The organism is Roseibium hamelinense, from assembly GCF_007830545.1.
GTDB classification, from domain to species: domain Bacteria; phylum Pseudomonadota; class Alphaproteobacteria; order Rhizobiales; family Stappiaceae; genus Roseibium; species Roseibium hamelinense.
On record NZ_VLLF01000006.1, the window covers coordinates 192,660 to 214,481 of the forward strand.

At 56.1% G+C, this 21,822-nt stretch carries 18 protein-coding genes; 12 read left to right on the plus strand and 6 right to left on the minus strand.

Annotated features, from left to right (window positions below; translation table 11 throughout):
* Positions 1-3 precede the first annotated feature (3 nt).
* The 6 genes from JM93_RS13445 to JM93_RS13470 all read right to left on the minus strand — a co-directional run bounded on the left by JM93_RS13445 (position 4) and on the right by JM93_RS13470 (position 9,603).
* The gene (locus JM93_RS13445) at positions 4-978 is read right to left on the minus strand and encodes an ABC transporter permease (RefSeq protein WP_155197635.1); all 975 of its coding nucleotides are present in this window, start codon (positions 976-978) and stop codon (positions 4-6) included.
* Positions 979-992: 14 nt separating this feature from the next.
* Positions 993-1,964 carry an ABC transporter permease gene (locus tag JM93_RS13450; RefSeq protein WP_145344224.1) on the minus strand — a complete coding sequence of 324 codons (972 nt, stop codon included), beginning with the start codon at positions 1,962-1,964 and terminating at the stop codon, positions 993-995.
* 225 nt (positions 1,965-2,189) lie between these two features.
* Positions 2,190-3,776: an ABC transporter substrate-binding protein gene (locus JM93_RS13455; RefSeq protein WP_145344225.1), complete on the minus strand. Its 1,587-nt coding sequence runs from the start codon at positions 3,774-3,776 to the stop codon at positions 2,190-2,192.
* A gap of 327 nt (positions 3,777-4,103) precedes the next feature.
* Entirely contained in the window at positions 4,104-7,652 is a 3,549-nt protein-coding gene (locus JM93_RS13460; RefSeq protein ID WP_145344227.1) for an ExeM/NucH family extracellular endonuclease, read from the minus strand.
* A gap of 451 nt (positions 7,653-8,103) precedes the next feature.
* Positions 8,104-8,616 (minus strand): hypothetical protein, encoded by a 513-nt coding sequence (locus JM93_RS13465; RefSeq protein WP_145344229.1) that lies wholly within the window; start codon positions 8,614-8,616, stop codon positions 8,104-8,106.
* Positions 8,617-8,679: 63 nt separating this feature from the next.
* Positions 8,680-9,603, minus strand: a complete 924-nt coding sequence (locus tag JM93_RS13470) for a LysR family transcriptional regulator (RefSeq protein ID WP_170230654.1) — start codon at positions 9,601-9,603, stop codon at positions 8,680-8,682.
* A 197-nt stretch (positions 9,604-9,800) separates the two neighbouring features.
* On the opposite strand from JM93_RS13470, the gene JM93_RS13475 reads away from it, so the two are divergent.
* The 12 genes from JM93_RS13475 (at position 9,801) to JM93_RS13530 (ending at position 21,725) form a co-directional block, all read left to right on the plus strand.
* Complete coding sequence (locus JM93_RS13475; RefSeq protein WP_145344233.1) at positions 9,801-10,316, plus strand: cupin; 516 nt, start codon at positions 9,801-9,803, stop codon at positions 10,314-10,316.
* Between the two features lie 96 nt (positions 10,317-10,412).
* A complete protein-coding gene (locus JM93_RS13480; RefSeq protein WP_145344235.1) occupies positions 10,413-10,907 on the plus strand; it encodes a nuclear transport factor 2 family protein in 495 nt (164 codons plus the stop codon).
* A gap of 25 nt (positions 10,908-10,932) precedes the next feature.
* Entirely contained in the window at positions 10,933-11,715 is a 783-nt protein-coding gene (locus JM93_RS13485) for a 3-hydroxybutyrate dehydrogenase (protein WP_145344237.1), read from the plus strand.
* A gap of 23 nt (positions 11,716-11,738) precedes the next feature.
* Positions 11,739-12,809, plus strand: a complete 1,071-nt coding sequence (locus JM93_RS13490; RefSeq protein ID WP_145344239.1) for a patatin-like phospholipase family protein — start codon at positions 11,739-11,741, stop codon at positions 12,807-12,809.
* A 9-nt stretch (positions 12,810-12,818) separates the two neighbouring features.
* A complete protein-coding gene (locus JM93_RS13495; protein ID WP_145344241.1) occupies positions 12,819-14,051 on the plus strand; it encodes an MFS transporter in 1,233 nt (410 codons plus the stop codon).
* Positions 14,048-14,275: a hypothetical protein gene (locus JM93_RS13500; protein WP_145344243.1), complete on the plus strand. Its 228-nt coding sequence runs from the start codon at positions 14,048-14,050 to the stop codon at positions 14,273-14,275. Before JM93_RS13495 ends, JM93_RS13500 begins: the two co-directional genes overlap by 4 nt.
* 183 nt (positions 14,276-14,458) lie before the next feature.
* On the plus strand, positions 14,459-16,276 hold the full coding sequence (locus tag JM93_RS13505; RefSeq protein WP_208995162.1) for a mechanosensitive ion channel family protein: 1,818 nt from the start codon (positions 14,459-14,461) through the stop codon (positions 16,274-16,276).
* Positions 16,277-16,616: 340 nt separating this feature from the next.
* Entirely contained in the window at positions 16,617-17,600 is a 984-nt protein-coding gene (locus tag JM93_RS13510; RefSeq protein WP_145344247.1) for a Bug family tripartite tricarboxylate transporter substrate binding protein, read from the plus strand.
* A 115-nt stretch (positions 17,601-17,715) separates the two neighbouring features.
* A complete protein-coding gene (locus JM93_RS13515) occupies positions 17,716-18,210 on the plus strand; it encodes a tripartite tricarboxylate transporter TctB family protein (RefSeq protein ID WP_145344249.1) in 495 nt (164 codons plus the stop codon).
* A 1-nt stretch (position 18,211) separates the two neighbouring features.
* The gene (locus tag JM93_RS13520; protein ID WP_145344251.1) at positions 18,212-19,729 is read left to right on the plus strand and encodes a tripartite tricarboxylate transporter permease; all 1,518 of its coding nucleotides are present in this window, start codon (positions 18,212-18,214) and stop codon (positions 19,727-19,729) included.
* 26 nt (positions 19,730-19,755) lie between these two features.
* Positions 19,756-20,949, plus strand: coding sequence for a CaiB/BaiF CoA transferase family protein (locus JM93_RS13525; protein WP_145344253.1), 1,194 nt, complete (start codon positions 19,756-19,758; stop codon positions 20,947-20,949).
* Positions 20,946-21,725, plus strand: coding sequence for a citryl-CoA lyase (locus JM93_RS13530; RefSeq protein WP_145344255.1), 780 nt, complete (start codon positions 20,946-20,948; stop codon positions 21,723-21,725). Before JM93_RS13525 ends, JM93_RS13530 begins: the two co-directional genes overlap by 4 nt.
* The last annotated feature ends 97 nt before the right edge of the window (positions 21,726-21,822 follow it).

Below are 21,822 nucleotides of genomic sequence, written 5' to 3' on the forward strand. Positions count from 1 at the left end.
GGCCTATCGCAATTTGGGGTTCAATACATCACGCAACCAGTCACCGAAAAGGTTTACTGATAAGGCAAGTGCGAGCAGTGTGAGAGACGGGAACAGCAGGATCCACCACTCCCCGGACAGGATGTATTGACGACCTACATTGATCAGCGTTCCGAGAGAAGGCTGTGTTTTTGGGGCACCAACGCCGAGGAAGCTCAAAGTCGCTTCGGCGATGATAGCGAGCGCAAGACTGATAGTCGCAATCACCAGAATTGGGCCCGTAACGTTCGGAAGAATGTGGCGCAGCATGATGCTCCAGCGCGTCAACCCGATCAGATGGCCAGCTTGAACATATTCTTTTTGACGCTCAACCAGCGTTGCCCCGCGCACGGTCCGGGCAAACTGAACCCATTCGGACAGTCCAATGGAGATAATCAGCACCCAAATCGCCATTTCATCACGCAGATCCGGTGGAATGAGGCCTTTGCCAATGCCGTACAGCAGCATCGCGACCATGATCGACGGAAAGGTCATCTGAATGTCGGCTATGCGCATGATGACGCCGTCGATCCAGCCCCCGACATAACCCGACAGAAGGCCGAGGACGACGCCCAACGTCATGGCAAAAAGAACTGCGACAACGCCGACGAACAAGGAAATGCGCAAGCCGAAGAGGATTGTCGATAAGACGTCACGACCTTGGTCATCCGTTCCAAGCAGGAAGTAGTCGCCTGTAAATTCATTGGCTGTCATCGGCTTGGTGAAGCCGTTCATCAAATTGAGGCTCGAAGGATCGAATGGTGTGTAAGGAGACAGCAGCGGCGAAAAGATCGCCCCGAGCACCAGTACTGCGAAGGTGAGTGACGAAACAATGATGACCGGCGATGATTTGTAGGAATGCCAAATGTCCGACTGCGCCCAGCGTTGCCAGGTTGTTTTCGCAACGGTTTCCTTGAATTCCGGGCGGGCCGATGCGCCCTTGGGGATTTGTGTGTCCATGGTGCCTCTCGACCTCAGTTGTTGCTGACACTGAGACGCGGGTCGATGGTGAAGTAGAGAAGGTCGACTATGAGGTTGATGGTCACGAAAATGACCGCAACCAGCAGCAGATAGGCCGACATGACCGGGATATCGACGAAGTTAACGGCGTTGATGAACAATAGGCCGACGCCGGGCCACTGAAACACGCTTTCCGTAATGATGGCGAACGCAACGATTGAACCGAATTGAAGACCGGTGACGGTGATGACCGGCACGAGCGTGTTTTTCATTGCGTGGCCGAAATTGATGGTTTTCTGGCTGAGCCCCCGGGCGCGCGCGAAGCGAATGTAGTCTGTCCGAAGCACCTCCAGCATTTCGGAGCGCACCAGCCGCATGATCAAGGTCATTTGATAAAGGCCAAGCGTGATTGCCGGCAAAATCATTGATTTGAGGCCGTCGACGGTCAGGATCGCAAGATCCACGCCGAAAAAGCTTCTTGTGTCGCCCCTGCCGAAGGAGGGAAGCCAGCCGAGATTGACCGCGAACAGCCAGATCAAAAACACACCGATCAAAAATGTCGGCAGCGAAACTCCGATCAGCGAAGTGGTCATTATGAAATTGGCTATATAGCCGTCGCGCTTGATAGCCGTGTAAACCCCAAGCGTAAATCCGAGTGATATGGCGATGACCCCAGACAAGAAGGCGAGTTCCAAGGTTGCGGGCAAACGCTCCATGATCACTTCGCCAACCGGCAGGCCAACACGATAGGAAACACCGAAATCTCCGGACAGCGCTCGGCCAAAGAACCGGACATATTGAACGATGATGGGATCGTTCAGTCCAAGACGCTCTTCCAATGCGGCCCGGTCGGCAACGGTCGCCTCCTGACCCAGCATGTTTTCCACCGGATCGCCCATGAATTTGAACATGGCAAAGGATACGAACCCGACCGCCATCAAAACGAGAAGGGCCTGAGCCAGCCGGCGGATTATGAATGCGAGCATGGTTTTTCGCCAATCAAACGGACCGCCGATTCCCGGTGGCCACTATAAGTCTTCTGATGGGTTGGGGCTTATACGTATACTGCCGGCATAAGCCAAGTTTTTTCGAGAGTATTTTAAATCAAAAATACACCTGCGCAAAAACAAGCTGACGGCCGATCAGAAAAACAAAAGTGCGCCAACGTACTTACCGGATTTCCAGTCCGCACGTTGGCGCGCTTCTCAGTGTTACTTCTTATAAGTCAGGAACTTGAAGTGCGGCTGATCTTCAGGCTGTACTGCAAACTCGATAGTGTCAGACATTCCCCAGTTCAGAACCTGGTGGTGCACAGGGAGGTACAGTGTGTCTTCCTTGAGCGTTTCCCAGATTTCAGCGATCGTACCATTCCGAACTTCCTGGTCGGTTTCAGAAGCAAGAGACGCAATTTTAGCGTCCAATTCCGGGTTCGAATATCCGGTTGCGTTCCAAGAACCGAGCTTGTCGGTTGTTGTGTGTGCGAGGAAATTAAAGATGTATTCCGAATCGAATGTCGGGACACCCCAGCCGAGCATGTAGAAGTCGGTTGTTTTGTTCTGGATCAGCGGGAAGTGCTGAGCTTTTGGTTTGGCGTCAAGATTCACGTTGATGCCGATCTGGCCGAGCATGCCGACAGCCGCCTGACAAATTGCTTCGTCATTGACGTAACGGTCGTTCGGGCAGTTCAGCGTCAGGCCAAAACCATCGGCGTAGCCGGCTTCTTCCATTAACGCCTTGGCGGCCGCGACATCATAGTCGGGATATGCGTCAAGTTCTTCCGTCCAGCCGTTGACGAATGGTGGCATAATGACCCCGGTTGGCTGCGATTGTTCGCGCATGACGACTTTCTTGATGGCATCCCGGTTGATCGCCATGTTCATCGCCTTGCGGACGCGGACATCGGCAAGTGGGTTTTTGCCTTCCACGGTGTCGTTTTCCAGGTCATCGGCGCCGAGATTCATGCCGAAGAAGATCGTACGGTTTTGCGGAGCAGTGCTCAGGGTCAAGCCATCTGTTTCACCCACGCGGGCCAGATCCTGAACCGGCACATCCTGAATGAGATCAACTTCACCGGATAGAAGTGCGGAAACACGAGTCGCGCTTTCTTGGATCGGAGTGTAGATGATTTCAGTGACTTCCAGCGGGAACTTGCCCTTGCCCCAATAGTCCGGGTTCTGTTTCAACACTGTTTCAGAATCTTGCTTCCGGCTTTCAAGCACGTATGCGCCGGTACCGTTGGTGCTGCGCACACAAGGATTGTCTCCGCCCGCTGCGACGTCCTGTGGCTCTTCACAACCATTGGAAACTGCCCAGTCGGAGTCCATTATGAACAGGTTTGTCAGGTTGTTCGGCAAGAGTGGGTTCGGGCCATTGGTTTCGATATGAACAGTGCTGTCGTCCACCTTGCGGACTTCCTTGATCGAGGACAACAGCTCTTTCATGGCCGATGTGGGCTGCATTGCGCGATTTAGCGAAAAAACGACATCATCGGCGGTAAAGTCTTCGCCGCCATGGAACTTCACGCCATCTCGCAGCTTGAATTCCCAAACATTGGGGTTGTCGGTCGGTGCCCAGCTGGTCGCCAGCGCGGGAATGATTTTCGCTTCCATGTCGCGCTGAAGCAGCGGCTCGTAAATCTGGTGCGCGAGAGTGTGGGTCGGCCCCTCGTTCTGCGCATGCGGGTCAAGTGTTATCGAATCGCCTGCACGCGCCCAGCGCAGGGTCTCAGCATTCGCCGCGCCAATACCTGCGCAAAGTGCAAGGCTGGCAGCAGTGAGTTTAAGAAGTGACTTATTCATTGTGTTCCCCTTGTGTAAAGCCGGGCCCGATTGTTCGGTTGTGTCTTATCATGACGCCCGGCTATGCCTCTAAGGACATGTCCGATAACGGAAACTCTGAGTGAATTTGATCACAAAGCATGCCGTTGCCGGATATCCTGGCAAGTAACAGAGCCTTCCGGCTTTGCGGAGTCAAGAGGTATGTAAAAATACGAATTCTTTCATCGCAGAAACATTTTTCCCTGTGTGGCCAAATAGGAGGGAAGAAGTCTCGCGGACGCTGCGTCCGTCGGGTTTGACGGCTCACTTACTGGTGGCCATCAGCCACCAGTAAGTGAAAATCTCTGATCAGGCGATCACAGCGTCTTCAGCCGTTTCCAATGTCAGTCCCACAACAACCGGGTCGTGGTCGGAGGAGGCGAACACATCAGCGCTATAAAACCCAGGGTCCGTGAAACTCTGATCATAGTTCAGCAGATCAGGTTCGTCGGCGTTAATATGCCATTCGGTAAGTCCGGTGACCTGGTTGGCTAGACTGTCGCTGGCAAGCGCCTGATCAAGCGTGCCGCGCTGACCGTCAAACACGAAGCTATAGGCGTTTTGCTGGCCAACAAACACATCAATCAGATCGATATAACCGGCATCATCACGTACAGCCTGTACCGCATCTTCTTCAGCATAGGCATTGAAGTCACCCATAAGCAGGTAATCCGCATCGTCAACGCCAATGGCAGCAAGCGCATCAGCGTAAGAGCCCTCCAGCCAGGTGATCAGTTCCCGCGATGCGTCGAGCCTGGCTTGGTTCCAGTAGGCTTGGCCGTTGGCTTGGTCAAAGTTTGGATCAACCAGAAGCGCTGTGAGAGCTGCATTCACTGCCGCCTCCTGATCGGCTGGAATTTTGCCCTCGTCCAGCGCGGTTCGAATGCTTTCGGCCAAGTCTTGGAGGTTGCTATCTCCTTTTGATTTGAAATGGATTGATGCGAGTGTGAATGTCTCGCCGCTGTCGATTTCTTCGAAGGTAGCAACGGTCGCCGGCCGGTTGCGTTGGAAGTCACCTAGCTGATCGCTGGTCTCTACAAACGGATTTAGGGCGTCTGCGATTTGGAAAGTGGCTGCTGCCGAAGCTTCATTAAAGACAAGCATGTCGGCGTGGACCAGTCTCATTTTTGTGGTGTCATAAATGATGCCGGTCATAATGGCGTCAGTGCCCACGTAGCCAGGCTCTCCGGTTTCAAGGGGATTGACGAAAGCGTAATCCGCGCCGGTTCCCTCTGCTTGAGCCTTTGCATTGAGTGCCGCAACGAGCGTCGCAATCGCAGAACCACTTCCAAAGCCATTGTTCTCGATCTCCTGCAAGGCGATTACATCGCCGCCTGTCTCAGTGATCGCATCAACCAGTTTTGCTGTTTGCCGATCGAGCTCGGCTTGGGTGTCTGCGCCGCGCGGGCTGAGGGTGCCTCCCGGTCCGGTGCCACCCGAAAAAGTCGTGAAATAATTTAGAACGTTGAAACTTGCGACCTGTATCGAACCGCCTACAGGTTCTGGAGTTTCGAGCCGCGCTCCTGAATTCGTTTTTTCATCAATAGACAAGGTTCCTTCGATCAGCGCTTTGTATTCACCGAATTCAAAGGACAAGATACCTTCGACAGGCGCATCGAGCTTTGAACCCAGCCTTAAGGTCGGACCGGTTTCCGAAAAGACATCGCCGTTGCCGAGAATGCCGTCGCCGTCGTCCCCATCGGATGTGTTCACGATATACCTGTAGGTGTCCGTGTTTTGGCTCGACACGCCATCTGTGATCGAAAGTCGGTTGTTTTGGTTTGCCTCGGCGAGCGCAGCAACGTCTGTGGCCTCGTTTTGAGCGTCAAACAATTGGGTCGGCTGGATTTGGTTGCCAGCGCTGATTGCGATGTCGCCGAACCGGTCGAAGTTGAAGTTCTCGACGATCGTCAACCGTTCACCTTCGATGCCGCTCGTAACGCTTATCCGCATGCCTTCGTATTGTTCGAAATCCGTTGCCATATGCGATAATTGAATATCTGCTTGCGTGGGCAGGGCAGTGGTGCCGAGCCTCGTGATGCCGAGTGTGCCCCCCAGCCGTGTGAACCCGAAATATTCTTCGACCGTTCCCGCGACATTGACTAAATCGCCAGCCTCGACATCAGGCGTTCCGCCGGTGAAGACAAAAATGCCCTCCGATGTCCGGGCATCGTCATCCGCATCAGCGTCTTCTTCTTGCAAGAAAAATCCGTTCTCGGTCGTGTAGGTGACAACGGCCGATACCTGCACGTACTCTCCGGTCAACAGAGACGCGTCTCCGCTGCCTTGAACTTCGGAGATGAGATGCGGGGTCGGCTCGCTGGTGCCGCCGTCATCCTTATTTGCGGCACCTTTTGTATTGCCGGTTGGGCCGTTCCAGGTGCCATCCTCATTGCGCTGAAGTGACTGGCCGGCTGCAGTTGAGCTCGTTTCGCTCACCCCAATGTCAGCCGAAGCCCGTTCTGTGCCATCGAGTTCCGCCGACGTAAACGTTCCCGCATAAGACAAAAACTCAAGAACTGTTCCGTTGTCCAGCAACGCAATGCCGTCCGGCGCACCGTTCTGTATGCCGTTAGCCGGTAGCTCCCAGACATAATAGTTTAAAGCCTCGTCGGTGCTGCCGGACAGGTTGCTCACGAATTCTGTGTTGTAGACCGAGCCGTTGTTGCCATTGACCAGCAGCACTTCCAAGCCGGACGTATCGGTGCCAGCAGCCACACGGATCTCGACAAATTCTCCGGTATCGGTGCCCGAGTTGTCGTAGTGGACCTCATTGATCCGCGCCTGTACCCAAGGTGTTTCCACGATGTCTGTGACCGTGACTTCAACTGATTTCTCGTTTGAGGCACCGTTCAGGTCGGTAGCCACCAAGGTTACATCATAGGTGTTGTCGCGGTTAGCGTCGGAGGGTGTTTCGAAATCCGGAGCGACTTTGAAACGCACTTCTCCAGTGACCGCGTCAACCGTGAGCAATTCAGAGTCCTTGCCGACCAGTGAAAATGTGATGGGATCGTCTTCAGCATCCGTCGCTGTCGCTGTGAATACAGGGTCTTCGTTGTTTTCAGTGAAGTCGTAGTGCTCTGCGATGCTAAGTTCTGGGGCATCATTTGCGCCGGTAATGCTAACGGTTACGGTTGCTGATGAAAGTCCCCCATGCTCATCGTCAATTGTATAGGCAAACGTATCGGTTGCCGTTTCCCCGGTCTTTAGCGCATCGAACAGAGTGGCTGGAGAATACGTTATGACCCCCGACTGAAGGTCAATGACCGCGCCTTTCTTACTCATCTTGTCGATGCTAGACAGTGCGATGATGTCGCCATCAAAATCTGCGTCGTTGGCTAGTAGGTCGGCTACAGCCAGGGTCAGTTGGGCGTCTTCCTCCCCTACAACAGCATCATCTCGCGCCAGAGCGGCGTTGTTTCTTCCATCGAGGTAGACGGTATAACTGTCCGCTTCGAAGCGGAGCGCTTCTATATTTATTAAAGTATCAGTTTCGATCAGTTCCCCCGGCACACCAACCGATGTGACGAAGGCCGTTGATAAGAACAAGCCATTTTGTATGTTGATTTCGAAATTGAGGATCGACCCTTGAAAGCTCACGGTGTCGAAGCCTAAGCCCCCATCAATGTAGTCCGCGCCCAATCCGCCCGTAATCCGGTCGTTGCCAAGGCCGGCAAAGATCCGGTCATTTCCAGCTCCTCCATCGACCAAGTCATTTCCTAGACCGGAAAATATGGTATCGGACCCAGCGTTCGCTCTAACACTGTCGTCTCCGGCAAAACCGAAAACCAATTCTGATTGGTCTGTTCCGATAAGTTCGTCTGCGTGCGTGCTGCCCGTTAAGAACCGAAATGGCATGATGGCTCCATATTAAACTTAAAGTAGTTAAATATGCGTCATCTATCTTGTCGTGTATGTCAAGCATGCGACAAACCTGCATTTGGTTTGCTGAGCCGCTTGAAAAAGGCTCTTTTAAACGCAGTTATTTCGGTCGGTTCCGAAGAAGGCGATCGGGCGGACATTCACGGGACGTAAAAAACGCAGAAAAAAGGCTGTATAAACAGGCCAACAGATCAAGCAGCTGATATCAAGCTGGGTCTGATGCCTTTCACTAAAGATCTTTTGGGGGGTGCAATGCGTTCAAAGATTGTGCCCAGATTGATGACCCGGACAGTTCAGTTCAGAGAACTCCCCTGGTCTGGAAGCTTAGTTCTCTGTCCTGAGGTTGCAGGCGTTTTGCTGTGATTCTAGCCGCCAGCAACACATCCCGGAAGGACGTGTTGCCGAATAAACGCAAGCACCGTCTATATCAGCGCGCTTTTTGGCGCTCGATCACATCCAAGACTGCAACCATCACAATGCCGTAGAGCACATGCCCAACCAGGGCGACCCAGACAATCCCAGTGAAATTCAAGAAGAACGGCAGACCTGCGACCGAGGTTATGCCGCCGATGGCAAAAAGCCAAAGCCCGAAGCCGTAAATCGCGGAAGGCACGAACCAGTGCGTGTTGCCGATTACCCGCTGCCAAATCGGCGCGAAGATATACATCCAACCAATCGGATAGCCGATAAGTCCAACAAGGTAAAAGTGAACGAAGTAGCCGGCAAAGGCATTGTTGGGCAGTCCGAGACTACCAAGCAGGCTTTGCGCCAATCCGTGGGGGGAGAGGTTTGCAAAGCCCAAGCCGGGGCTGACAACTTGCCCCCAAAAATCAAAGGCAATAGTGGCGAAAAAGCCTGAGATAAACATGAGTCCCAGAGTGTCAAAGTTTATCTTCGGCAAGGCCGCCGTGAGCGGGCGGTTAGTGGATAAGGCAAGCATAATCAGTCTCCAATAGATTGAGCGGGAGGATGGTCATGGGGCTTTGAATTAAAATTTGGCTTGTTATGCGGTTTGCGGGGCCACGGCGTTTTTGTGCTGATGCGGTTTGCCGAAGTCGCTCCAGTCGATTGACCGACACAAACGAACGAACAAATCCACCACCGGGGTGTGGCGCCTACCCCGCTTGGTGATCACAGAAACCGTAGGTTCGATGTCCGGCTCGACAAGCAGCCGATTTTGCAATTGCGGATGGGATGCCAGGCTTTGCGGCATGACGGCACAGCCAAGCCCGGCAATCACCATCGCCTGGATCCAGGACTCGTGCTCGCTTTTGAAACGCGAATCTATTGACCCATCGTCCTTGAAGCCGGCGGCCTCAAGAAAGGTCAGGTATTCGCAGTTGATCCGCTCAAGGTAACGCTCACCATCCAGCGCTTGAAGCGGGACCTGATCCATATGTGCGAAGCGGTGGCCCTGCGGAAAAGCGATCACGTATTTTTCAGTGAAGAGCGGGGTCGCGGACAAGTCGTCCGAATACGCTGGCAAGGCAGCAAGAGCGATGTCGATCTCGCCGTCCTGGAGCATGTCGACAACCCTTTGGCCGGACCCCTCTCGCAAACACAACTTGAGCTCAGGTGCCTCGCGCTGAAAGAAGTCGATGAGGCTCATCAGGCTTTCAGGTGCAATGGTGCACATGCAACCGAGTGTCAACGTCGAGTTTCGAAGGTTCTGAAAATCGAGCGCATCCTTGTGCGCAAACTCAGTGAGCGCAAGGGCTTGTTCCAGGCGTGGCAGGATGGCGCGGCCAAGCTCGGTCAGATGCGTTCTGCGGCCTTCGCGCCGGAACAAGGGGCCACCAAACTCGTCTTCCAGTTTCTTGATCGCTTTTGTGAGCGAGGGCTGAGAAACACCACATTGTTCGGCAGCGCGTGTGAAATTAAGCGTTTCTGCAACCGCGACAAAATATCTGAGCTGATGCAACTCCATCGGACTTTTCCGTACCTTGCTTCCACGACACTCGATCAAGACAACTTGAATACATGAGAACCATGCGTGTGTCTCATAGCCTGGATGCATCGTTCCGATAGACCCTAGGGTTCTACTATCTCACTCACGCAAGGGCAATATTCCGGTCAACGGCACTGATACGCCGGCCTAAGTCATCTGACTGTTGGAGATTTGCAATGAAAAGCCCTGCGCTGTTTCTTGGAATGAGCCTCGGCCTCACCGCCGTATTTGCAGCCACTGGCGCCCAAGCCGGGAAGTGCCCGCCTGAGCATGTTCTCACCGAGCCGCGCGAAGTCGAGCGGGTTGGAACCAAATGGCTGACACGCGAGATCACTGCCAATGTAAAGCTCGCGGGCTGGCGCGACATGGGCGATTTCATGCTGCGTCAACGCCGTTTGAAGCTCGCTCCCGGCGGCACCGTTCCGACCCATAGCCATGCCGACCGCCCGGCAATCGTGTTCCTCGCAAAAGGAACTGTGACCGAGCACAACAGCTTCTGCGCCGTTCCGATCGCCCACCACGCTGGCGCGCCCTCCGAGGAATTCGGCGTTGGCTTCACGCATTGGTGGGAAAATACCGGCAGTGAAACCGCGACCTTCATCTCGACCGATGTCGTGCCATTTCCCGCTGACGGTACACCCTACTACGGGTGGGAGCGCGGCGTGAGCCCTGAAGCGCAATACGGTCAATAAGCCCGCGTTCGCCGTGGTTTAGACAACAGCTCAATCTCTAGCTCCGAGCGACCCAAATTTTGCTTTGGCCGCACCCTGAAAGGCTGAGTAAGCGCCATGAAACAGATTTACAAGGACACCCTGTTTGCTGCTGGTTTGTCGCTGTTGATCGCGATCGGCATTGTCGCCGCCTATGTCCAGCCGGTGGCTGCCGGGTCGGATCAGCATCAGCTCGAAACCGAGATCCGTGCGGTCTATGGGGAGTTTATGGACGCCCAAAACGCCCGGGATCTTGACCGTGTTGGGTCTTTTTTCATCGACGGCCCGGATTTCCTTTGGGTGTCGGACGGAAGGTCCGTTTGGGGCCGGAAGGCGACACTGGAGCGGATGGGCAGCTTCCAAAAAGCCGCGGTCTGGAAGGTGCACCCCGAATTGGAGCTTGCCCGCATCGTCAGGCTCGGGTCGGAATCCGCGATGATGCATTTTCCGCTTGTTCTCGAAATTGGGCAGGAAGCCAACCCGAACAGACTGGGGTTGCTGGTGAGCGCTCTGTTTGTCCGACGCGGAGAGGATTGGCGCATCGCATCGCTTTTGACCACCGGCCGGAAGTAGCTTCAGTTTCAAAGGATTTCATAAAATGACACTATCTGGAAAGACGGCCATCGTTACCGGATCATCCAGCGGCATTGGCCTCGGAATTGCCGAGGGGCTCGTAAAGGCCGGCCTCAACGTCATGATGAATGGCATTGAGCCTGCGGATGCGGTGGAGGCAGACCGAGCCCGCCTGGAAGCGCTCGGTTCAAAGGTGCTCTACACCTCTGCCAATCTTATGGACCCGGCCGGCGTCCGTGGTCTTGTGGAGGCCACTGTGGATGCATTTGGCAGCGTCGATGTCCTTGTGAACAATGCCGGCATCCAGCATGTCGCTCCGATTGAAGACTTTCCTGAAGCCAAATGGGACGCAATCATTGCGTTGAACCTGTCGAGCGCGTTTCATGCGACCAAAGCTGTTGTGCCGGGCATGAAGGCTAAAGGCTGGGGCCGGGTGGTCAACATCGCCTCGGCGCACGGGCTTGTCGCTTCACCGTTCAAGTCCGCTTATGTCACAGCAAAACACGGCATCCTTGGGCTCACCAAGACAGTAGCGCTGGAAACTGCCGAGGCGGGAATCACGGTCAACGCCATTTGCCCCGGTTACGTACTAACCCCGCTTGTCGAGAAGCAAATCCCCGATACGGCGAATGCCCGCGGTATTTCCGAGGAAGAGGTCAAACGCGACGTCTTGCTCGCAGCGCAGCCCACAAAACAATTCGTCACAGTGGAGCAACTGGCGGGGACTACGGTCTTCCTGTGCTCCGACGACGCCGCGTCGATCACCGGGTCTGCAATCCCGGTTGAAGGCGGCTGGGTTGCACATTGAATTTGCCCCGAAAGGAACAGGACATGGCGCGACGCCCAACAATTGAAAAGACCGTCAATCTGGCCCTTCAAGGGGGAGGTGCGCATGGCGCCTTCACCTGGGGCGTGCTGGATAAACTTTTTGAAGATGACCGGATCTGGATCCAGTCGATCTCCGGGACGTCGGCCGGCGCAATGAACGCCGTTGTTTCTGCTCAGGGCATGTATGACGATGGTGCAGTTGGAGCGCGCAAGGCGCTCCGCGCCTTCTGGAAGGATGTCAGTGATGCGGGCCGCATGAGCCCTATGAAGCGGACACCAATCGACCTGATCCTCGGTCAATGGAGCCTCGATTATTCGCCGGGCTACCTGATGATGGACATGTTGAACCGGGTAGCATCACCTTACGACACCAATCTGTTCAACTATAACCCCTTGCGCAGCCTGGTCGAAAAGCACGTAGACTTTAATCAGATTGGCGTTGAAGACGACACGTTCACACTATTCATTTCGGCAACGGATGTGGAGACCGGGCGCGTGCGGATTTTCCGGCGTTCCGAATTGTCTGTGGACGTCATCTTGGCATCTGCCTGCCTACCTTTCATGTTTCAGGCGGTCGAAATCGATGGGCGTCACTACTGGGACGGCGGCTTCATGGGCAACCCCGTCCTGTCGCCCTTCGCTGATCACAGCCCGGTTGATGACATTGTCATTGTCCAGATCAATCCGGTTGTGCGCGAAGGTGTGCCCAAAAGCGCACGCGAGATCCTGAACCGCGTCAACGAGATCAGTTTCAACGCCTCGCTTTTGCGCGATCTGCGCGCCATTCACGAGAAAAACACTCTCATTGACAGCGGCGAACTGGATGCGACGCGCCACAGGAGGATGCGGGTTCACATGATTGAGGCCCGCAAACGGATGCGCCCGCTCGGAGCTTCCTCAAAACTCAACACAGAATGGGCCTTCCTGGAACATTTGTTCGACATAGGGCGCGATGCCGCGGGCACCTGGTTGTCCAACAACTATGACGCCCTGGAAAAGCGGGAAACGCTGAATCTCGACGAGATGTTTGCCAATATTGGCGGCAAACCGGTCGGTGTTTGCCCGGAACTCTAGGAAACTCTGATGGCAAAAAATCTTGGCGCGGCCATGCTCATGGGGCCGACACCGGCTCTTGACGATGCACCTTCTGAGAAACGTCATGAAGTCATGATGCGGGCGTTGATTATTGCCCTCATCGCGTTTCTCACCTTGATCGACCTTTTCGGGTCACAGGCCTTGCTGCCGACGCTGGTGGCCTACTACCAGGTGTCTCCGGCCACGATGGGCTTTGCCGTCAACGCCAGCACCTTTGGCATGGCAATCGCGGGGCTGTGCGTCGCATTGTTTGCCAACCGGATCGATCGCAAGCTGGGGATTTGGCTTAGTCTTGCCTTGCTGGCGATACCGACGTTTTTGCTCGGTTTAACCGAAGACCTGACAACATTCGCGCTTTTGCGCGTGGTTCAGGGTTTTTTCATGGCAGCGGCCTTCACTCTGACCCTGACCTATCTTTCAGAGATCTGCACGGTCACAGCCGCAAGCGGCGCGATGGCCGCCTATATCACCGGCAACGTTGCTTCAAATCTGTTCGGACGGCTTCTGGCGGCCGGTGTCGCCGATAATGTCGGCCTTGCTGAAAGTTTCTATACCTTTTCGGCGCTGAACCTGGCTGGGGCCGTCTTGGCAATTTGGTATTTCGGTTTGCGCGACGGTTCGCGGCCTGAGCAACAAGCTAAGGGCATGTCGGTTTGGCAGGCATGGGCCGACCATTTTGCCAATCCGAAACTGCGTGCCAGTTTCGCCATCGGGTTCATCATCCTGTTCGCGTTTGTCGGCACGTTTACATATGTGAACTTTGTGCTCGCCGAGCCGCCCTTTGGGCTTCCTCAGGCCTATCTCGGTCTGATCTACTTCGTCTTTCTGCCGTCCATGCTCACCACCCCGGTCGCGGGCGGAATCGCTCAGAAATACGGGGCTCGGGCAGTATTCTGGGCCTCCATCCTGCTGAGCATGGCCGGGCTTTTGATGCTCTTGGCACCCTCGCTTGCCGTGGTTCTACTTGGACTTGCGCTGATTGGCGTCGGTTTGTTTTTCGGGCAAGCCGCGGCCACGGGCTATGTCGGACGCACAGCAACCCATAGCCATGCTGCCGCCAATGGTCTCTATCTGACCAGCTACTATGTGGGCGGCCTGGCTGGAGCATTCCTGCTGGGCCAGGTGTTTGTGTTTGCTGGCTGGTTGGCGGTTGTCCTGTTCTTGCTGGTGCTCCTCGCTGGAGCCTTGGTGCTCGGCCGTGATCTGAAGGAAACTGCATGACTGCAGTTCGCGTTTTCCCTTTGCTTGTCATCCTATCGCTTGCGCCCGCGCTTACTGGCTTTGAGGCAAACGCCCAATTCATCGGAACTGCTCCACCTGAGCTAGGACAATCCGTTGAATTGCCGGAGACTTTGACTCCGGCAGATGTCGACAGCCTGTTGGCACGATTGACCGACGCCCAGATCCGGGACCTGTTGCGCAGCGAATTGGCCCGCCGTGCGTAGGAAGATATTCTTGTCTGCCCTGAGGGGCCTGGAACCTTTGAAGCTGCTGCCGCCCGGTTGAACGCGATGTATGTTGAAATTTAAGAGCGTCTTCCGCGCTGGAGCGTCGCGATTGCAAATCTCGATGACCGGCTGCCTCAAGTAAATGAGCGTTTGGCATTGGCCCAATTCGGGGTTGCAGCCATGTTGGGCGCAGCCTTTGCTTTAGTAGTCGGTGGGGTAGGTGCGGCCCTTTTCGTGGGCCGTGTGCTCGCACCTGCATGGACCTATCTCAGCACGCCGTCAGGCCTGATTGGATATTGGAGCCGGTTGGGTCGAACGGTTGGGCTTGGAATGCTGGAACTCCTGCCTGTCTTTGCCTTCGTTGTCGCAACCCGTACGATTGCAGGTGCTTTAGGGGGCGCACATGGCCCGCTTGAGGGGGTTGTCTGGATTTACCACGCCGGTGTTTCTACAGGGTGGGGCTTTTTAATTCTGGTTCGCCGTGTGTTTGCGCCGGATGTTCCAGCAATACGCATAGCACGGCTTCACGACGAGGATGCAAAAGCCCTTTATGAGCTCCTGAAAACCGCGACCATTGTCGCCGTTGCCGGGTGGGTCGTCGCCGGGTGTTTTCCGAACCTTGGTTTTGGATTTCCGCCAGCGCTTGTCACTGTGGCGTTGACTGGCACCGTGGTTGCCGGCCTGTTGGGCAAAGCTCTTTGGTCAAACGCGACATATATCGCGCGAAGGGCGCAGGAAGTGTTGTCCGGGCAAGCAGGACTGGACGGCGCGCCGGGTGCTGTTGCCTATTCAGTCCCTGCCGCTGCGGGGCTTTATCTGTTCCTTAGCTGGGTCTACTGGCTCGCGAACTGGCTGGAACGTGGTCAACATGAGTTGGCCGGCCCGATTGGTGGAGTTTTCGCCTTACTCGTCCTGCCGGTTGCCGATCGTGCCGGCATCGAGATGATCGGTGGAGCGGTGCGCAGCGACAGTGAAACCGCAGACCGCCTGCGCCATGTGATGCTTGGTGCCTGGCGATCACTGATCGGCGTTGTGGCAATTTATGTGATTGTGCGTCTGTGGGGGCTGGACCTGTTAGTGTTTGCAAAGGGACCAGGTGCCCCGGTTTGGGCGTCCACACTCTTCGATATTATATTGACATTGCTTCTGGGTTATCTGGCCTGGCGGCTGATCCGCGCGGCCCTTTACCGGGATGAGCAGGCCGGCGATGGCGGAGAAGATGGTGACCCAATGGCACCGGCCGCTTCGCGACTGAGCACACTGGCGCCGCTCTTCCGCAGCATCCTTCTCGTGATCTTGAGTGTTGTTGTGACGATGATCATCCTGTCCTCCATCGGTGTTGATATCGGTCCGCTGCTGGCGTCAGCCGGGATCGTCGGTATCGCGATCGGATTTGGCGCACAAACCCTCGTGCGGGATGTGTTCTCCGGCATTGTCTTCCTGATCGATGACGCGTTCCGGATCGGGGAATACATCGAGCTCGACCAGGGCGTCAGAGGGTCCGTGGAGTGGATTTCGTTTCGCTCGCTGATCCTGCGCCACCACCGGGGGCCGGTGATCACAATCCCCTTTGGCGAGATGAAACTTGTCACCAATCACACGCGCGACTGGGTGATCTACAAGATGTCTTTCCGCCTGGAGCCGGACACCGACCCCAAGGTGGTGAAAAAGACTGTCAAAACTGTTGGTCAGGAATTCCTGGAGCACCCGGAACATGGTCCGAAATTCATCGAGCCTCTAAAGAGCCAGGGGGTTTTGAGCATTGATGACGACAGTGCTCTCATCATCCGGGTGAAGTTCAAATGCTACCCTAAAACACAGTTTATCCTGCGCCGTGAAATCTATCACCGGCTGCGAGAAGTGTTTGCTGAAAACGGGATCAAATTTGCCCGCAAGAAGGTTGAGGTTATCGGATCTTCCCCACTCGAAGCCTCCGCCGCTGAAGCCGTTCTTGCCGATGAAGTCGCCGCCACTTCGAAACCAGGCGATATCAGGTGAGTAGAAAAGCAAAGGCAATGAATGTTTACTGCTAAGGCAAGATCGATATTCGCCGGCGGTGGCCGAGCCCGAGCGCTGGAGACGGGCCTCCTGCGATTGAGCATCAATGATTGTTTGGCTCCGGTTTGGCGATGATTTACCGAAATCGGAACGGTCGTGCCGCCTGCTGCGCGCCGTTATTTGTCACACCATACGCTTAGGGCTGCTTTGGAAATACGACGTGACAGGTTCGTGACAGGGTTTGCCGTTAGGCTCCACGCAAGTCCGCCGGGAGGAACCGCTGCTGCGGTCCGGTGGCTCAAATCGGTTTTTCGAAAAACCGGACTATGTGGAGGAAAACATGACATTCATGAAAATGACCCGCCGGGTCGTTCTGGCTGCTGCTGCAGTTTCGATGACGTTCGCGACGCCTTCATTCGCTGCGGATGAGGCTGTCGAATCAATTCACTTCCTAATCCCGGGCGGGGCCGGCGGCGGTTGGGATGGCACCGCTCGCGGTACGGGAGAAGCGCTCACCAAGGCGGGCCTGGTCGGCACTGCTTCTTATGAAAACATGTCGGGCGGCGGTGGCGGCAAGGCGATCGGCTACCTGATCGAAAACGCCGCGTCCAACCACGGAACGCTGATGGTCAATTCGACCCCGATCGTGATCCGGTCTTTGACCGGGGTCTTCCCGCAAAACTTCCGTGACCTGACATTGGTTGCCGGAACGATTGGCGACTACGCCGCTGTGGTTGTTGGAAAAGATAGCCCGATCAACTCCATGACCGACCTCATCGCAGCCTACAAGGCTGATCCGTCCGGTACCGCCATCGGTGGTGGTTCCGTTCCAGGCGGCATGGACCACCTGGTCGCGGCCATGGCGATGGAAGCTGCTGGCGAAGATCCGACAGCGTTCAAATACATCCCCTATGATGCGGGCGGGAAAGCGATGGCAGCGCTTCTGTCGGGTGAAATTGCGGCTCTGTCTACCGGCTTTTCCGAAGCGGTTGACCTTGCCAACGCTGGTGAAGTCAAGATTATCGGTGTGACAGCCGACGAGCGGGTCGCCGCCTACGAAGATGCTCCCACCATGAAGGAACAGGGCATCGACACGACCTTTGTGAATTGGCGCGGTTTCTTTGCAGCGCCGGGTCTGCCGGAAGAGCAGCTGATCGCCTACCAAACCGCTCTGACAAAGATGTACGACACTCCGGAGTGGGAAGAAGTCCGCGCACGTAACGGCTGGGTCAACATTCACAACAATGGCGATGATTTCCGGGCCTTCCTCGAAAACCAGGAACAGGTCATCGGCGATCTAATGAAGAAGCTTGGTTTCCTCTGATCCGACCACTACACCGGCGCAGGCCATCCGGTCTGCGCCGTCTTTGTATATGTGAATAACGTCAACCGCCGAAAGTGCGGTCGTTCCAAGAAACCAAAAACGGGGGGAGGGAGCCATGGCGCTCGATCGCTGGATCGCCATGATCATTTTGTTGATCTGTCTTGCCTATGGCTACGCGGCCTATTTCACGATGGATGATAGCCTGGCGCCGTTCATGCGGCGCAATCCAATCTGGCCATCGACCTTTCCTAAAATTCTATCGGTCATGGCGATTATTTGCTCTCTTCTGATCCTGTTGGGATTTGAAAAAAGCAGCGGAGAACCGAAGCCGACCGAAATCAACTATCGCCGATTAACGGACTATAAGCTCGGTCAGGCAATCGCTCTTCTCGGTTTGATGATAGCCTATGCGCTCTTGTTGCGGCCGGCCGGATTTCTGCTGTCCACTGTCAGCTTCTTGTTCATCGGGTCCTTCATTCTCGGCGAGCGCAAGTACCTGGTGATGATTCTGGCCTCCGCGATTGCGGCGGGGGTCGTCTGGTATCTGGTGGATCGGGTGCTCGGGATTTTCCTGAGCCCGCTGCCCATGTTCCTCGCGAACGGAGGCTGATATGCTCGAAGGAATTCTTATCGGGCTGAGCACAGCCTTTTCCATTACGAATATCTTGATGGTTGTTGGCGGGTGTCTGATCGGCACCTTCATCGGCATGCTGCCGGGTCTTGGCCCAATGTCGATCATTGCCATCATGATCCCGGTCGCCATTTCCATCGGGGATCCGTCGGCGGCCCTGATCCTGCTCGCAGGTGTTTACTACGGCGCGATCTTCGGCGGCTCGACGTCCTCGATCCTGATCAACGCACCGGGCGTCGCCTCGACGGTGGCCACCAGCTTTGACGGCTATCCACTTGCCCGTCAGGGCAAGGCGGGCAAGGCTTTGACCGTTGCGGCCATCTCGTCGTTTGCCGGCGGGTCGATCGGGGCGGTTCTTCTGATGATCTTCGCCCCGGCTCTGGCATCGGTCGCGCTCCTGTTCCACTCTGCCGAGTACTTTGCCTTGATGGTGGTCGGCCTGTCGGCGATTGCAGCCTTTGCCGGGACCGGTCAGGTGATCAAGGCGCTGCTTATGACCATTCTCGGGGTCATCATGGCGACCGTTGGCGAGGGTGCACTTTTCAACATGCCGCGCTTCACCATGGGATTGATGGACCTCCAGTCCGGATTCGGCTTTATCACGCTCGCCATGGCGATGTTCGCCTTGCCCGAAGCGCTGTATCTCGTTCTGGATCCCAGCCGGTCGAAGACGGAAGGCGGTACCAACGAGATCAAGGATCTGCGGATCACGAAGGCAGAAGCCAAGGCGATCACACCCGTGATCGGGCGTCAGTCCATCCAAGGCTTTCTGATCGGTGTGCTGCCCGGTGCGGGGGCGACGATTGCCTCGTTCCTGGGGTACGCGGTGGAACGGAACATTGCGCCCAAGGAAGAACAGGAGCAATTCGGAAAAGGCTCGGTCAAGGGCCTGGCCGCGCCGGAAAGCGCCAACAACGCTGCCTGCACGGGATCGTTTGTTCCGCTCCTGACCCTCGGGATCCCGGGGTCCGGCACGACCGCCATCCTGCTAGGCGCTTTGATTGCGCTGAACGTTTCCCCTGGACCGCGTCTGATGATCGATCAGCCGGAAATCTTTTGGGCGGTGATCATCTCGATGTATCTGGGCAACGTGATCCTTTTGATACTCAACTTGCCGCTGATCCCCTACATTGCAAAAATCCTTGCCGTTCCGCGAAACTTCCTGATTCCGTTCATTTTGTTCTTCACCTTGATGGGCGCTTACATCGGGCAGAACAACTCGACCGAGTTGCTGATCCTGGTTGGTTTCGGGATTTGCGCGACGGTCCTCCGCTTCGCCGACTATCCGCTTGCGCCGCTTCTGATCGGTTTCATCCTCGGACGGATGCTGGAGGACAACTTCTCCCGCTCCATGCAGCTTTACGACGGCATCAGCTTCATCTATGAGCGCCCGATGACCTTGGGCCTCTTGGTGCTGGCGGTTATTCTTGTCGTTCTGCCGAGCTACCGTGCCCGCCGGGCACGCGCGCGGGCCGAAGGCGTTGCCGACGGCGATTGAGACCAAAGGAGACAGGGACCCCGGATATGACAAAGCCACTTGAGGGAATCCGGGTTCTCGACCTCACCAACGTGCTGGCAGGCCCTTTCGCCTGTCACCAACTTGCTCATCTTGGGGCGGAGGTCATCAAGGTCGAAGCCGTCGGGCGGGGTGATCTTGCCCGCAATCTCGGTGCCGACCCGGACCTGTCGGCCAAGGGCATGGGCATAAGCTTTCTGGCTCAAAACGCCGGTAAAAAGTCCCTGACGCTTAACCTCAAGGATCCGCGTGGCAAGGAGGTTCTGAAGTGCCTCGTTGCTGGCGCGGATGTACTTGTCGAGAACTTCCGGCCCGGTGTTATGGACCGGTTGGGGCTTGGATACGACGTTTTGAAAAGCGAAGCACCGCATCTGATTTACTGCGCCATTTCGGGCTTCGGTCAGGACGGACCCTGGGCCCACCGCCCCGCCTATGACCAGATCGTGCAAGGCGCATCCGGCGTCATGTCGATTACGGGTGATGCGCAGAGCGCGCCCTTACGTGTCGGATATCCGCTGGCTGATACGGTCGGTGGTTTGACCGCTGCCATGGCGATCTGCGGAGCGCTGAATGCGGAACCGCGTGGGGCGTTCATTGATGTCTCGATGCTCGAGTCGGTTCTGGCCACGATGGGGTGGGTTGTCTCCAATCATCTGATCGGGGGTGTCGAACCGCAGGCCAACGGCAATGAGAACCCGACATCCGCGCCCTCCGGCGCTTTTCAGTGTGCCGATGGTTTGATCAACATTGCCGCGAACAAGGACGAGCAGTGGGACCTACTCGCAAAACACCTAGGCCGTGACGATCTCATCGCTCACACAGACTTTGCGACCCGTGAGGACAGGAAGCGCAATCGTTTGCGCCTGAAGGCCGAATTGGAGACCGTCCTGACAAAACGTCCGGCGCGCGACTGGGCTCGGGAACTGAACAAGCTCGGGGTTCCTGCGGGGGCGGTTCTGACCGTGCCAGAAGTGCTTCAACATCCGCAGATCCGTGATCGCGATTTTCTGGCACGCTTCGATGAAATTCCAGATGTTGGCAAGGCCATTGATCTCATGCGGATCGGGGCGATGATCGACGGAAAACGGCCATCTGTTGATGCGCCGCCACCAGTGCTGGGGGCAGACACCAAAGACATTCTGACTGCTCTTGGCTACGGTGCTGAAGTCATAGAGGCGATGCGCAAGGAGGGGGTCGTTTGAGCGACAACACGGATGTTGCCGACTGGTGGCGCACGTCGATCATCGACATGGAGCCGGGAAGGATCGCATTGCGCGGCCATCCGGTTGAGGACCTGATCGGGAACAGGGGCTTTGCCCAGATGATCTGGTTGATGGTCACGGGCAAGGAGATATCCGGTCAACGCGCCCGGCTTTTCGAAGCCGCACTCGTTGCTGCGGTTGACCATGGCCCGCAAGCGCCCTCGATTGCTGCAGCCCGCATGGCAACGACTTGCGGCATTGGCTTGCAATCGGCCATGGCAACCGGTCTCAATATGCTCGGCGATGTTCATGGCGGCGCGGGCGAACAGGCCGTAGACCTTTTCCGCGCCATTGAGGCCGCTGGTCTTGAGGAGCTCAAGGCCACACTCGACCGCTGGCGCACCCAGAACGGGCGTTTTATCCCAGGCTTTGGCCACCGGTTCCACAAGCCGGTCGATCCGAGGGCCCCCCGGCTTCTGGGACTGGTAGACGAGGCTGCGGCCTCCGGTGAGGTTATCGGAAGCTTTGCAAAAATCGGCCGGGCCATCGAAGCGCATCTAGCAGATGAACGCGGCAAACCGGTGCCAATGAACATCGATGGGGCAACCGCTGTCATCTATGCGGAACTTGGCTGTCCGGCCCCGCTCGCACGTGGTTTTTTCGGATTGTCCCGCTCGGTCGGAATTCTGGCACACGCCTGGGAACAGAGGGAACAGGGCGGGCGCAACAAGGGGCCAACGCCGCCGCAGTATCGATGGACTTTTGACGGCGCCTAGCCTGCAAGATGATCCCGCCGCAGATGGTGAATACTGAAATCTACACCAAACACGCTTGCGTCGACCGCGGAGCCGGGTCATGACTTTTTAAGGAGGA

Excerpts from the sequence above, each read along its gene's own strand:
- JM93_RS13445 (WP_155197635.1), bottom strand. The coding sequence starts at position 978 with ATGGACACACAAATCCCCAAGGGCGCATCGGCCCGCCCGGAATTCAAG.
- JM93_RS13450 (WP_145344224.1), bottom strand. The coding sequence starts at position 1,964 with ATGCTCGCATTCATAATCCGCCGGCTGGCTCAGGCCCTTCTCGTTTTG.
- JM93_RS13455 (WP_145344225.1), bottom strand. The coding sequence starts at position 3,776 with ATGAATAAGTCACTTCTTAAACTCACTGCTGCCAGCCTTGCACTTTGC.
- JM93_RS13460 (WP_145344227.1), bottom strand. The coding sequence starts at position 7,652 with ATGCCATTTCGGTTCTTAACGGGCAGCACGCACGCAGACGAACTTATC.
- JM93_RS13465 (WP_145344229.1), bottom strand. The coding sequence starts at position 8,616 with ATGCTTGCCTTATCCACTAACCGCCCGCTCACGGCGGCCTTGCCGAAG.
- JM93_RS13470 (WP_170230654.1), bottom strand. The coding sequence starts at position 9,603 with ATGGAGTTGCATCAGCTCAGATATTTTGTCGCGGTTGCAGAAACGCTT.
- JM93_RS13475 (WP_145344233.1), top strand. The coding sequence starts at position 9,801 with ATGAAAAGCCCTGCGCTGTTTCTTGGAATGAGCCTCGGCCTCACCGCC.
- JM93_RS13480 (WP_145344235.1), top strand. The coding sequence starts at position 10,413 with ATGAAACAGATTTACAAGGACACCCTGTTTGCTGCTGGTTTGTCGCTG.
- JM93_RS13485 (WP_145344237.1), top strand. The coding sequence starts at position 10,933 with ATGACACTATCTGGAAAGACGGCCATCGTTACCGGATCATCCAGCGGC.
- JM93_RS13490 (WP_145344239.1), top strand. The coding sequence starts at position 11,739 with ATGGCGCGACGCCCAACAATTGAAAAGACCGTCAATCTGGCCCTTCAA.
- JM93_RS13495 (WP_145344241.1), top strand. The coding sequence starts at position 12,819 with ATGGCAAAAAATCTTGGCGCGGCCATGCTCATGGGGCCGACACCGGCT.
- JM93_RS13500 (WP_145344243.1), top strand. The coding sequence starts at position 14,048 with ATGACTGCAGTTCGCGTTTTCCCTTTGCTTGTCATCCTATCGCTTGCG.
- JM93_RS13505 (WP_208995162.1), top strand. The coding sequence starts at position 14,459 with ATGTTGGGCGCAGCCTTTGCTTTAGTAGTCGGTGGGGTAGGTGCGGCC.
- JM93_RS13510 (WP_145344247.1), top strand. The coding sequence starts at position 16,617 with ATGACATTCATGAAAATGACCCGCCGGGTCGTTCTGGCTGCTGCTGCA.
- JM93_RS13515 (WP_145344249.1), top strand. The coding sequence starts at position 17,716 with ATGGCGCTCGATCGCTGGATCGCCATGATCATTTTGTTGATCTGTCTT.
- JM93_RS13520 (WP_145344251.1), top strand. The coding sequence starts at position 18,212 with ATGCTCGAAGGAATTCTTATCGGGCTGAGCACAGCCTTTTCCATTACG.
- JM93_RS13525 (WP_145344253.1), top strand. The coding sequence starts at position 19,756 with ATGACAAAGCCACTTGAGGGAATCCGGGTTCTCGACCTCACCAACGTG.